This is a genomic window from Hymenobacter artigasi (assembly GCF_012275535.1).
Classification (GTDB): Bacteria; Bacteroidota; Bacteroidia; order Cytophagales; family Hymenobacteraceae; genus Hymenobacter; species Hymenobacter artigasi.
This window is the reverse complement of sequence record NZ_JAAVTK010000004.1, coordinates 269,832-282,959: the sequence shown is the minus strand read 5'-3', so window position 1 is coordinate 282,959 and position 13,128 is coordinate 269,832. Positions and strand designations below refer to the sequence as shown.

10 protein-coding genes and 1 pseudogene are annotated in these 13,128 nt (G+C 59.9%); 10 read left to right on the top strand and 1 reads right to left on the bottom strand.

What is annotated here, in order from left to right:
- Positions 1-179: 179 nt before the first annotated feature.
- A pseudogene (locus HBN54_RS23970) lies at positions 180-350 on the top strand (histone H1); the annotation flags it as partial.
- Between the two features lie 227 nt (positions 351-577).
- Here the strand turns inward: HBN54_RS23970 and tyrS are convergent.
- Complete coding sequence (gene tyrS / locus HBN54_RS09390) at positions 578-1,924, bottom strand: tyrosine--tRNA ligase (RefSeq protein WP_168672930.1); 1,347 nt, start codon at positions 1,922-1,924, stop codon at positions 578-580.
- Positions 1,925-2,082: 158 nt separating this feature from the next.
- Between tyrS and holA the strand changes: the two genes are divergently transcribed.
- The 9 genes from holA to HBN54_RS09345 all read left to right on the top strand — a co-directional run bounded on the left by holA (position 2,083) and on the right by HBN54_RS09345 (position 13,069).
- Positions 2,083-3,144 carry a DNA polymerase III subunit delta gene (holA, locus tag HBN54_RS09385; protein ID WP_168672929.1) on the top strand — a complete coding sequence of 354 codons (1,062 nt, stop codon included), beginning with the start codon at positions 2,083-2,085 and terminating at the stop codon, positions 3,142-3,144.
- Positions 3,145-3,201: 57 nt separating this feature from the next.
- A complete protein-coding gene (locus tag HBN54_RS09380) occupies positions 3,202-3,411 on the top strand; it encodes a hypothetical protein (protein ID WP_168672928.1) in 210 nt (69 codons plus the stop codon).
- A gap of 198 nt (positions 3,412-3,609) precedes the next feature.
- Positions 3,610-4,299, top strand: coding sequence for a DUF4288 domain-containing protein (locus HBN54_RS09375; protein WP_168672927.1), 690 nt, complete (start codon positions 3,610-3,612; stop codon positions 4,297-4,299).
- 164 nt (positions 4,300-4,463) lie between these two features.
- Positions 4,464-7,706 (top strand): tetratricopeptide repeat protein, encoded by a 3,243-nt coding sequence (locus HBN54_RS09370; protein ID WP_168672926.1) that lies wholly within the window; start codon positions 4,464-4,466, stop codon positions 7,704-7,706.
- Between the two features lie 36 nt (positions 7,707-7,742).
- Positions 7,743-9,548: a TonB-dependent receptor gene (locus HBN54_RS09365; RefSeq protein ID WP_168672925.1), complete on the top strand. Its 1,806-nt coding sequence runs from the start codon at positions 7,743-7,745 to the stop codon at positions 9,546-9,548.
- A 151-nt stretch (positions 9,549-9,699) separates the two neighbouring features.
- Positions 9,700-10,914 carry an HU domain-containing protein gene (locus HBN54_RS09360; protein WP_168672924.1) on the top strand — a complete coding sequence of 405 codons (1,215 nt, stop codon included), beginning with the start codon at positions 9,700-9,702 and terminating at the stop codon, positions 10,912-10,914.
- Positions 10,915-10,922: 8 nt separating this feature from the next.
- Positions 10,923-11,621, top strand: coding sequence for a MotA/TolQ/ExbB proton channel family protein (locus tag HBN54_RS09355; protein ID WP_168672923.1), 699 nt, complete (start codon positions 10,923-10,925; stop codon positions 11,619-11,621).
- Positions 11,622-11,731: 110 nt separating this feature from the next.
- Positions 11,732-12,151 carry an ExbD/TolR family protein gene (locus HBN54_RS09350; protein ID WP_168672922.1) on the top strand — a complete coding sequence of 140 codons (420 nt, stop codon included), beginning with the start codon at positions 11,732-11,734 and terminating at the stop codon, positions 12,149-12,151.
- Between the two features lie 33 nt (positions 12,152-12,184).
- A complete protein-coding gene (locus HBN54_RS09345) occupies positions 12,185-13,069 on the top strand; it encodes a hypothetical protein (RefSeq protein ID WP_168672921.1) in 885 nt (294 codons plus the stop codon).
- Positions 13,070-13,128 lie beyond the last annotated feature (59 nt).

Below are 13,128 nucleotides of genomic sequence, written 5' to 3'. Positions count from 1 at the left end.
GGGCTGGCCGTTTGCGCAATTTGCGCAAACGGCCTTTTTTTTGACGAAATCTGCCTTTGAAAGCCGGGGAGGGCGTTTTAAAAAAAAGTGAAAAACTTGCTTGCATTTGAAATCCCTGTATATTAGGGCCGGCTTAACACCACCACAAACTCATTTTTCACCCCCAACCCCAACTTCCAATGAACAATTTTGGCAAACTGAAGGACCTCGTGATGTCGCTCGAAGACGATTTCTCGAAATTCTACGACAAGCAGAACGCTGCTGCTGGTACCCGCGTACGCAAAGGCATGCAGGAGCTGAAAACGATGGCTCAGGCGTTCCGCACCGAAGTGCAGAACACCAAAAACACCGGTGCGGCTGCGGCTGCTCCCGCTGCTAAGGCTCCGGCTGCCAAGAAGGCCGCTCCCGCCAAAGCTGCTCCGGCTAAGAAAGCCCCCGCTAAGAAGTAATTCTGAACCACGGGTTCGTGCGGATTCTTCGGATTTCGCGGATTCTGTGGACGAAAAAAAGGCCCCACCGCTTGGTGGGGCCTTTTTTGTGGATGTTGTGCGACTGTAAGGAGGGCAGGACGGTGGTATTACACCAACTCGACCAGGAAGTAGTTCTTTTTGCCCTTCTGCACCACCAGATATTTGCCGGCCAGGTGCTGCAGCGCGCCCACTGACGCATCGGGGGAGGCCACTTTCTCGCGGTTGATGCTCACGCCGCCGGCCTGAATCATCTTGCGGGCCTCGCCTTTGGAAGGAAAGATTTTGTGCAGGGTGAAATCGCTGAGGAAGGTAGTGGTGTTGAGTTCGGCCATCTCGGCGCGGAGCACGCGCAGGTGCGGCACGCCGGCAAATACATCGAGCAACGTGGCTTCATCGAGCGAGGCAAGGTCGCCGCCGCCAAACAGGACCTGCGAAGCGGCAATGGCGGCTTCGGTGGCTTCGGCCGAGTGCACGCGGGTGGTTACGTCGGCCGCCAGGGCCTTTTGCAGGGTGCGCAGGTGCGGGGCAGCCGCGTGCTCGGCTTCGATGGCCAGAATCTCGGGTTCGCTGAGCAGCGTGAACACACGGATGAGGCGCGGGGCGTCCACATCGGCCGAGTTCAGGAAAAACTGGTAGAACTGGTAGGGCGAAGTCAGCTTGGCATCGAGCCAGACGGTGCCGGTTTCGGATTTGCCGTACTTGGTGCCGTCGGCCTTGGTGATGAGCTGGCCGGTGAGGGCGTAGGCTTTGTTGGGTGCCTGGTGCCTGGTGCCTGGTGCCTGGGTTTCGGTCGATTCATCGGCGTTGTTGAGGCGGCGGATGAGCTCGGTGCCGGTCGTGATGTTGCCCCACTGGTCGCTGGCGCCCATTTGCAGGGTGCAGTTCAGCGTTTTGTTGAGGTGCACGAAATCGTAGCCCTGCAGCAGCTGGTAGCTGAACTCGGTGTAGCTGATGCCGTCGGAGCCGCTGTCCTCGTTGCCACTGATGCGGCGCTTTACCGAGTCTTTGGCCATCATGTAGTTCACCGTGAGGTGCTTGCCTACTTCGCGCAGGAAGCCCAGGAAGCCGATTTCCTTAAACCAGTCGTAGTTGTTCACCACCAGCGCGCCGGTGGGGCCTTCCGAAAAATCCAGAAACTTTTCGAGCTGGGCCTGAATGCCGGCCTGATTGTGGCGCAGGGTGGCTTCGTCGAGCAGGTTGCGCTCGGCCGATTTGCCGCTGGGGTCGCCAATCATGCCGGTGGCACCGCCTACCAGGGCCACGGGGCGGTGGCCGGCGCGCTGCAAATGCACCAGCAGCATAATGGTAGCCAGGTTGCCAATGTGCAGCGAGGCCGCCGTGGGGTCAAAGCCAATGTAGCCGGTGATGGGGGCATTGGCCGCAAGGTGTTCGGCAGTGCCGGGCATAGCGTCATGAAACATGCCGCGCCAGGTCAGTTCTTCAATGAGGGACATGGGGTCTTGGGGACTGGGGGACTTGGTTTTGGGTTGACCGGGAAGGCCGAATTCCTAAACCACGCCGGTAATAAAGAGGGGCAAAGGTAGGGGCAGGGGCAGGCAGGCGCTAATTTTGAGTCGGGATAGCACCCAAGTCCCTAAGCCCCCAAGCCCCCATGTCCCTACTTGAAGCCGACGCGATACTTAAGCAGCTCCAGCAGCGGCAGTTTCAACCCGTGTATTTTTTGCAGGGAGAAGAGCCGTACTATATTGATGTGGTGGCCGATTTGATTGAGAAAACCGTGTTGGCCGAGCACGAGCGTAGCTTCAACCAAGTGGTGGTGTACGGCAAGGACGTGGACGTGACGGCCATTCTGGGCCAGGCCAAGCGCTTCCCCATGATGGCCGAGCGCTCGGTCGTCATCGTGAAAGAAGCCCAGACCGTGGCCGACCTGGAGCAGGAACGGAGCTGGCCTTTTCTGGAGGCCTATCTTAAAAACCCATTGCCCAGTACCGTGCTGGTGTTCTGCTACAAGCACAAAACGCTGGACAGCCGCAAAAAGCTGGGCAAGCTGCTGTCGGGCAAAGACTCGTCGGCCGTGCTCATGACCAGCAAGAAGCTCTACGACAACCAGGTGCCGCAGTGGCTCACGGCCAACGTGCGCAGCCGGGGCCAGCAGATTACCGGGCAGGCCACTGCTATGCTGGCCGAGTACATCGGGGCCGACCTGGGCCGGCTGGCCAATGAAGTGGACAAGCTGGTGCTAAACCTCAAGCCCGGCCAGCCGATTGATGAGGAGCTGGTGCAGGGCATGGTGGGCATCAGCAAGGACTACAATATTTTCGAGCTGCAAAAGGCACTGGTGCAGCGCGACGTGCTGAAAGCCAACCGCATTCTGGCCTACTTCGCGGCCAACCCCAAGGCCAACCCGCTCATCCCGAACCTCACGCTGCTGTTCAACTTCTTCACCAAGCTGCTGGTGCTGCACCAGGCCGGCCCCAACCCGCCCGATGGTGTGTTCAAGAGCCTGGGCATCCTCAACAGCTTCGCGCAAAAGGAGTACCAGCAGGCCCTGCGCGTGTTTCCGCCCGAGCGGGTGGTGGGCCTCATCCACAACATCCGCCGGGCCGATGCGCAGAGCAAAGGCATCGAAAGCGGCTCGATGGACGACGCCGAGATTCTGCGGGAGCTGGTGTGGCTGATTCTGCACAACGTACCGGCCGGCGTGCTGGGGTAACAACAGCCCAATCATGGCCGTAACAGGAGGGTATTTCACTTTAAACTGATTTCACTCATGAGCGATAACCAACCTAGCGGCTCCCTGGGGGGCCTGATTTCCGGCCTGTTCGGCAGCCGAACCAATGACGATGGTACCCGTGCCGGCGGCTCCAATTCCGGTAAGCTGGTAAAAGGTGCCCTGCTGGCCGCCGGTGCGGCTTACCTCTACAAGCGCTACAAGGCCGGCAACCTGAACCTGCCGGGCATTACGCCCAAATTCAAATAGTCGGTCGGCTCCGGCCAACTCAACAAGCAGAAGGTCCCGTTGGCAATTGCTGGCAGGACCTTTTTGATTGATTTAACCTGTGGTTCCAGATGTGATACAGCTTGGCCGTAAATGCTTCGCGTATCTGGCGCTTTCTGCGCTACGGCTAGTTTCATTTGCAGCGGAATGTCGTGATAAGAACTTGACGGCAACAGAAAGATGAAAGCAGTAATAGACTTATCAGAATGGAATCTGACGGATGCGGAATTGCCCGGATTGGACAACATGGCGAAGGTGCATCTGCGGTTGCCTTATCCTGGCTATAAATCGTTAATGAACCACCCACCTGCCGAGCGAAGACGACGCATTGCGGCGCAAATATGGGAAGCTTTCAGGGCATTAAAGGCAAGTCTTGGGAAGGTGGCTTTCGAAAAAACGGGCACGCATTACCGTCCCGTTGGGGTGAGAGTGGTATTGCCGCTGAATCAACTGCCGGCCTTATTGGCAACAGCGGCGGTCAAAACGATTTCTATCGAGTCGATAGAAGGTATTAGCCGAAAAACGCCGGAGCCGGAGAGCTTCTTTTGGAGCATCAAGGCACGTTTTTCTATTCAGATAGAAAACGAAACAGGTGGATTCCAGGGGTACGAAGACCGAATTCTGTTGGTGAAAGCTGTGGATGAGGAGGAAGCCCACCGCAAGCTGCTGCCAGGCTTCGACAGCTATGCTGAGCCTTATTTGAACTCCGCAGGATTGTTGGTCCGATGGCAGTTTGAGGAATTTCTGGACGCATTCGCCACCGATGTTTCTTCGCTGGAGACATTCCTGCGCGACGAAGGAGTAGAGGTGTTTTCGGAACTCAGAAATCGAAAGCTCAAGCCCGAAATGGAGTGGCATCGGCGTGTGTAAGGCAATGGATTCCGCTGGGCAAGTCCCGAAGGATGTGCCAAGTTGAACTGCCGGACCGGCAATGAAATCCGCCTTTCCGCGTTAGCTGGGCAACCTACGGGCATTTATCGCTACTTTTGGCGAGTTCCCGGGCCCGGTGCGGCCCCTCCACGACAGGTATTTACATGAAGCTATTTCCCCGGCTGGCGCTGGCCGCCACCCTGAGTGCCGCGGCACCCATGGTAGCCCAGGCCCAGCAAACCCAGGTTTTCGCCTCCGATGAGCGGCACTTTCAGGAAGGATTGGAGTTGTTTGACCGTGGCCAGTACGGCGCGGCGCAGGAGGCGTTTCGGCAGTACCTGGCCATAGAGCCGGTGCACAGCAGCCAGGCCGGCCCCGCCGCCGGCGACCGCACCGCCGATGCCGAGTACTACTACGCCGTGAGCGGCCTTTACCTCTCGCACCCCGATGCCGAGGGCCTCATCCTGGATTTCGCGGCCAGGCACCCGGCTCACCCGCAGGCCGCCGCAGCCTACTTCGAGCTGGGCAAGTTCTACTTCGACCAGAAAAACTATGAGTCGGCCATCCGCTACTTCACCAAGGTAGCGCCCGACAACCTGAGCAACGACCAGCGCGCCGAGTCCGATTTCAAGCTCGGCTACAGCTATTTCGAGCAGAAAGACTACGAGAAGGCCCGCCTGCTGTTCGACCGCAACAAGCAGGTACAGAGCCAGTATAAGTACGCCAGTTCCTACTATGCCGGCTACCTCGGCTACCGCGCCGGCGACTACGCCGCCGCCCGCGCCGACCTCGGCGTGGCCGAGCAGAACGACGCCTACAAGCCGGTCGTGCCGGCCATCATCACCCAGATTTACTACAAAGAGGGCAACTACGATGGCCTGATTGGCTACGCCACCAAGGCCCTGCAAAACACGCCGCCGCCCCAGAATTCCGATGAAATCCAACTGCTGGTAGGCGATGCCTACTACCAGAAGGAACAGTACAAGGAGGCTGCCGAGTATTACGATAAGTACGCTGCTGTGCATCAGAACCGGATTGAGCCGGCGCTGCAATACAAAATTGGCTACGCCAATTATAAGATGGGCGACTTCAAGGGCGCCATTGCCAACCTGAAGAACGTGGCCGTGCGCCGCGATTCGCTGGGCCAGAACGCCGCCTACCACCTCGGCCTGAGCTACGTGCAGGCCAACCAGAAGCCCCAGGCCGTAACGGCTTTTGAGGCCGCCCGCCAGGGCACGTTCGATAAGAACATTGCCGAAAACGCCACCCTCAAGCTGGGCCAGGTGCAGTACGAGCAGGGCAACCTGCCCGAGGTCATCAACGTGCTGCGCGACTTCCGTAAGAAATTTCCGCGCTCGAAAAATCAGCCTATCGTCGACGACTTGCTGAGCAATAGCTTTCTGTCGTCGACGGACTACGCGCAGGCCCTGACCTACCTCGAAAGCATCGACGACCGCAGCGAAAAGCTGGATGCCACCTACCAGCGCGTGGCCTATTCCCAAGCCGCCTTGCTGTACAACAACGGCAACTACGCCCAGGCGCTGCCGTTGCTGGACAAGTCCCTGAAATTCCCGTCCGATGATGGCCTGCGGGCAGCGGCGCAGGTGTTGCGGGGGGAGATTTTCAGCGTGGGCCAGCAGTATCCCGATGCCATTACGGCCTATGCCGCCGCGGCGCGCTCGGTCCGGCGGGGCGGGGTGAGCCCCGAAGAGGCCGATTTTGAGCAGAAAGCCCGCTATGGGCTGGGCTATGCTTACTACAATACCAAGCAGTACGATAAGGCCCGCCCGCAGTTCGCCGCCTTCCTGAATGATACCGACGCCAAGCCCGCCGACCCCAACTACTACGACGCCACCCTGCGGCTGGGCGATACCTACTACGTATCGAAAAACTACCAGCAGGCCCTCGACCTCTACGACAAGGTTATCAAAGCCAACGCAGCCGATAAGGACTACGCCTACTACCAGAAGGGCCGCACATTGGGCCTGATGGGCCGTCGCGAGGAGGCCACCAGCACGCTGGCCGCCCTGCTCAAAACCAACCCCAACTCGCGCTATGCCGAGGAAGCCGTGTTCCAGCAGGCGCAACTGGCGTTTGAGGCCGGCGAGTACCAGCCGGCCGTCGCCGGCTTTACCCGCCTGATTGAGGGCCGTCCCAACAGCCCCCTGATGCCGCAGGCCCTGCAAAAGCGCGGCGTGGCCTACGCCAACCTCCAGCAGCAGGACAAAGCCGTGGTCGATTTCCAGCAGGTGCTGACTGGCTATCCGCGTAGCGAGGCCGCCGCTCAAGCACTTTACAACCTGCAGGAGAGCCTCACGGCGCTGGGCCGCACCGAGGAGTTTGACTCGGCATTGGCTGCTTTTAAAGTCCAGAACCCCGACAGCAAGGCCACTGAGAGCGTGGAGTTTGAAGCGGCGAAGTCTTTATATCTGGCTGAGAAATACAAGCCTGCCATTCTGCGCATCGAGTCCTACTTGAAGCAGTACCCCGAATCTTCCCTCGGGGCCGATGCCCGGTTCTTCCTGGCGGATTCGTACCTGAAAACCGGCGACAAGCAGCAGGGCCTGGCTCGCCTGCGCGCCGTAGTGGCCGAGGGAAAAAGTGAATTCCTGAACCGCGCCGTGGGCCGCCTCGCCGACCTCGAATTCGAAAACAAGAGCTACCCCGAAGCGGCTAAGCTCTACGAGCGCCTGCGGGGAGCCAGCACCAACCGCCGCGAAGTGGCCAATGCCACGCTCGGCCAGATGCGCAGCCTCTATGAGAGCGGCGACTACCCCGGCACCCGCCGCGTGGCCGAAGAGCTGCGTACCCAGGCCGGGGCCACCGCCAACGCGACCAACGCCGCTTTGCTCTACTTAGGCAAGGCCAGCCTGCGCGCCGAAAGCTATGACCAGGCCGCTACCGAGCTGGCAACAGCCGTCACGGCCGCCCCGAACGACATCAATGGAGCCGAAGCCCAGTATTACCTGGCCGAAACGCTGTTCAAGCAGAAAAAGAACGAGGAAGCCAAAGCTGCGGCGCTGAAGGTCAACGCCGATTTCAGCAGCTACTCGCTGTGGCTGGGCCGGGCCTTCCTGCTGATTGCCGACATCTACGCCTCGGAAGGCGACAACTTCCAGGCGCGCGGCACCCTGAATTCGCTCATCGACAATAACTTCCCGGTGCCGGAAGTGCTGGAAACGGCCCGGCAGCGTCTCAAAACGCTGGGTGCTGACCAGGCCGAGGAAACCACTCCGCCCACCAAAACCCCGGTGAAAGCGCCCACTAAAGCCCCGGCCAAAACTCCGGCGGCTCCGGCCGGCACGCCCGCCAAGCCCACCATCGCGCCCCCCAAAGGCAAAGCCCCGGCCCCGCGCACTAATCTGCGCGGTACAACCACCGCCCCGGCTGATACTACCCAGCGTTAGAAACGGCGCATTTACTTCAAAGAAAACCAGTTGCTGATGAAGCGTTTGACGATAAATACAAGCCGTTCTACCAAATCCTCCAGCGGGCGGCTGGCCACCGGGCTGGCCCTGGCGGCCGTGCTGGCTGGCGGCGTAGCGCCCGCGGCCTCTGCGCAGGCCCAGCCCACCAAAGGCAAGTATAAGGGCAATATTGAGGAGGCCGAGATTGAGATTGTGAAAGAGCGGGTGAACCAGCTGCCCGAAGCCACGCGCAACTTCGATAAAATCAAGCTCCCGACGCCGCCCAAAGTCGAGCGCAAGGTGGCCTACACCTTTCCCGATTTCCGCCTGCCCGCCGACCGCCTCACGCCTTCGGTGAAGGTGCTTACCATTCGGGCCGAGGAGCCTACGCCCCTCACCGGCAACTTCGTGAAGGCTGCCATCGGCAACTACGGCACGTTCTACGGCCGGGGCTACTTCCACAGCACCCGCAATACCGACCATGCTTATGGGTTGGATATCAAACACGTAAGCTCCATTCAGGGTCCCGTGGATGGGAAGAACTCCCGGATGTCGGAAACCAGCGCCCATGCCATGGGCGAAATTTATCGCGGCACCGCCGCCATTGGCGCTACCCTGGACTTTGGCCGCGAGCGCTACAACTTCTACGGCTACGAGAAAGCGGCCAACGGCGCCCCGGTAGTTGCGCCCGAATCCGGCGACATCAAGCAGGTGTTCAACCGCTTCGCCGCCAAAGCCTACGCCCACAACCGCGACCCCGAGCAGCAGCTGCAGTACGATGCCAGCCTCGGCTTCCGGCACTGGGGTGACTCGTTCGACGCCTCCGAAAACGACTTCCGCCTCAACGCCAAGCTTGGCTATGCCCTCGGCGAATCGAGCCGCATCACGCTGGCCGCCGATGGCTCGTTTCTGTCGGACAAGTCGGGCACCAGTATCGCCGGCCCCCCTGCGCTGCTCCCCAACTTCGGGACGCGCAGCCGCACTTTCGTGCAGGCCACGCCGGCATACGAGTTTCTGCGCAACAGCATCGCCTTCTCGGTAGGCGCCACGGTGGGCTATTCTTCCGACACGGCCACCAGCGTAGGCAAGGGCGTAATTTATCCGGCCGTGCGCCTGGGCTATACCATCGAGCCCGAGAAGTTTATGGTGTACGCCGGCCTGGGCGGTGCCCTGCAGCGCGTGACGCGCTACGACCTCACCACCGAAAATCCCTGGCTGAACAGCAACCTGAACGTGGCCGATACCCATCGTGGCCCCACGGTGTACGCCGGTTTCACGTCCACGCCCGCCCGGGGCCTGGAGTTCAACGTGAAGGCCACCTACGCCCGCGACCGCAACCTGTATTTCTACCTCAACAACCCCGTCGACCCCACCAAATTCGACCTCGTGTACGACCAGAATGCCACCGGCGTGCTCAACCTGCACGGTGAGGTGCTGTACAACGCGGCCGAGAAATTCCGCCTGGGCACCCGGCTCGATTACAACAAGTACGCCCTCAAAAACCTGCCACAGCCCTTTCACCGCCCCGAGTTCCAGGGCTCGGTGTTCGGCACCTACAATGTATTCGACAAGCTGATGGTGGGCGTGGAAGGGTATTTCTTTTCGGCCAGCTATGGTATCAGCTATCTGCCCGCTACCAAACTAGGCGTGCCCCGCATTGCCGATTTCTACCGCGCCACCGACCCGATTATTGACCTGAATCTGCGCGCCGATTACCGCATTACGCCAAAAATATCCATCTTTGTAATGGGTAATAACCTCGCCAACCGGCAGTACCAGCGATTTTACGGGTATCCCGTGAAAGGTATTAACGTATTGGGGGGAGCTACCTACACGTTTTGATTGGGAACTTAGGGTCTTAGGGTCTTGGGAACTTGAATGTTAGGAATTGAAGCCGTCCGGCCCGGTGCTGCTGCTGCTCATTTCAGATATTCAGTTTTTCGAATGCTACCAAGGCTGAGTTTCCATGTTTCAGAATTCCCAAGTCCCGCATATGCACCTCGCCGACCACATTCGCCCCCTTCTCCGTGACCACGATTGCGTGATTATTCCGGACTTCGGGGGGCTTGTGGCCGATGTGTCGCCGGCCCGTGCGCAGCCCGGCCGTCAGGCCCTGAGTCCGCCCACCAAACTGGTCGCCTTCAACCAGGCCCTAACCCGCAACGACGGCCTGCTGGTTGATGCCCTGAGCCAGCACCTGGGCCTCTCTATCGCGCAGGCCCGAGAGGCCGTGCGCGCCGCCGTAGCTGCCCTGCAGCAGGAACTCGACGACACGAACCGGACCGAGCTGCCGGGCATCGGCATTTTCCGCCGGGCGGCGGGCCGGGGCCTCGCGTTTGAGTACACCGGCACCGATAATCTGCTGGCGGCCGCCTTTGGCCTGCCGGAGCTGGCTGCCCGCCCCGTGCGCGCTGCCGATGCCCGCGTCAAAGGCCCGCAGCCCATTTTGCGCAGCGGGGGTGCCCGCCGTACCACGTTGGCACGGCTGCTGCCGGCCAGCATTATCGCCATGGCCGCCGGCCTGCTGCTGCTGGCCAACTACCAGGTAGCAATGAAAGCCGGCTACCTGCCCGTGAGCTGGCAGGGCACTATGCCCCGGTGGGAGTGGGCGCAGCGCCAGCCCGGTATTGCCACGCCAATCATCACCGAGCCCCAGCAGGCCACGCTCAGTCAGCAGGATTTCCGGACCCGTACCACCGAAGGCATGACACCGGTTGAAAGCACGCCGGCGTTGCCCGTGCCGGAAATGGCTGCGGAAAATAGCGCGCCCATCCGCCCGTCGCTCAAAGAGGAAACGCCGGAAGCAACCGTCAGCGCCGTTGCAACTCCAGTAGCTGAAGCAGCTCCGGCCGTGCCCAAAGTAGTGGCCAGCAGCGCGCCGGTGGTGGTGGCCGCCGCACCGGTAGCCCCAGCCGCCGCCCCCGTGGTGGCAAAAGCCCCGGTCGCTACGGCCAGCACCATCACAATTAAAAGCCGCACTGGCCGTTGCTACGTCATTGCCGGGGCATATCGCAGCCTGGCTGGTGCCGAGCAGGGCCGCAAGCTGCTGGCCAAAAGCGGCCACGCCTCGCACATCATCCTGCCGCCTTTCGGTAGCCGGCTGTTTCGCCTCACGGTCGCCGACTACTCCGACATGGCCTCGGCCCAGCGCGAAGCCCAGCGCCTGCGCCTGAGCACGCACTGTGACTACAATACCCTGAAATTTTAATCGTCCGCATGTCCGTTTTCCTCCTGCAAGTGGTTCCTGCCGCTGCCGATACTATTAGTACTGCCGCCGTCGCTGCTGCCCCCCTTGCCGATACCAGTGTCCCCGTCATTGACCTGCTGCTACGCGGTGGACTGATAATGATTCCGCTGGTGGCGCTCTCAATTCTCTCGGTTTACATCATTATCGAGCGCTACTTCACCATTCGCCGGGCCGCCGGCAATCCAGAAGCTTTCATGGCGGGCATCCGCTCGCTCATGGTGAAGGGCGACCTGGCCGGCGCCAAGCTATACTGCGCCCAGAATGCCTCGCCACTGGCCCGCATGGTGGAAAAAGGCCTGCGCCGCATTGGCCTGCCGCTGAAGGAAATCGAAACCAGCGTGGAAAACGTGGGCAAGATTGAGATTGCGCGCCTCGAAAAAAACATCAGCATCCTGGGCATCATCGCCGGTATTGCGCCCATGATTGGCTTCGTGGGTACCATCATTGGGGTAATCAAGATTTTCTATTCCATCGCGGCCACCAAGGAGTTTGGTATTCCGCAGGTGGCCGATGGTCTGTACGTTAAGCTGGTAACCTCGGCCACCGGCCTCATCGTCGGCATCATTGCCCACGTTGGTTACCACTGGCTGAGCATCCTGGTTGAGCGCATGGTGTTCCGCATGGAAAACTCGGCCATAGAGTTCATGGACATTCTGCAGGACAACTAGTGGGGAATGATGAATTATAAATTTTGAATTATAAATTGAGGATAGACCATTCGTCTGATTCTGTTTTCAAAGTTTATAATTTATAATTCGAAATTTATAATTCCCAAAAAATGAATCTTTCCCGCCGTCACCGCCTCACTTCGCACGTCGAAACCGGGGCCATGAACGACATCATGTTTTTCCTGATGTTGTTCTTTCTGATTGCTTCAACGCTGGTTAACCCCAACGTTATTAAGCTGTTGCTGCCGAATGCTAAATCCAGCAAGCAGGTGATGAAGCAGCCCATTACCATATCGGTGGACGCGGCCGGACAATACTTCGTTAACAAAAAGCCCGTTGCGCCTGCCAACGTGGAGCCCGAGCTGGTAGCCCTGGTGGGCACCGCCCCAACCACTGAGCAGCCCACGGTTGTGCTGCGCGTGGATGCCTCATTGAACGTTCAGAAGCTGGTTGACATTTTAGAAATTGGCAACCGCCTCAAGCTGAAAATGGTGATGGCCACTCAGGCCCAGCAGGCTGCCGGTAAATAAGCCGATTTCAGCTGGTAAAGCGTACACTGCATCATGGCTATCGACTATCAAGAACCGCACCGCCGCGAGGGCCTGATTGGCACCCTGGTCGTACACGGGGTGCTGTTGCTGTTCTTTATCTTCTCCGTATTTAAAGGCCCGAATCCGCCACTGGCCGCCTTGGGCGGTGGCGACGGCGTGGAGCTGAACTACGGCATCGACGAAGCCGGCTCGGGCAATGTACAGAGCATGGCCACGGCCAATAACTCGCCCAACCGCGAAGACAGCCGCCCGCCCCAGGCCAGCCCCGACCCGCAGCCGCGCCCCGTGGCCGTAGCTACGCCAACTCCCACGCCGCCTTCGCAGGAGAAGATAATTACCAGCGAAGCTGAGGAAAGCCCTGTATCGGCGGCGCCGGTTGAAACGCCCGCACCGCCCAAAGAAGAAGTGAAAGCCGCGCCCAAAGCACCCCGCAAAGTAGCCGTGACGTTTGCGCCCAAAGGCAGCGCCACCGGCGGCGGCAACGGCGTGAACGGCACCAGCAATACCCCCACGGGCAACAACAACGGCGACCGGCCGGGCACTGTGGGTGACCAGGGCGACCCCAACGGTACCCTCGATGCTACGGCGCTCTATGGGGCCCCCGGCCGGGGCGGTAGCGGCAGCAGCCCCGGAAGCGGCGGCTTGGAAATGAGCGGCTGGCGCTTCGACACCAAGCCAGTGGTAGAAGCGGTGGACGATAACTCGGGCGTGATTCGCTTTAAAATCAAGATTGCGGCCGACGGAGAGGTAGAATCAGTAACCAAGGTTTCGGGGAACGTGTCGCCATCGCAGGAAAAACTGTGCCGCGACAAGCTGCTCGATACCAACTTCATCAAGACTAACTCGGCTCCCGGGGGCGCAACCGGCTTTTACACGTTCAAATTCTCGGTCAAGTAGCTTTCCGGCCAACTGATTCAAGTCCCGCCGCCTGTTAGCAGACGGCGGGACTTTTTCGT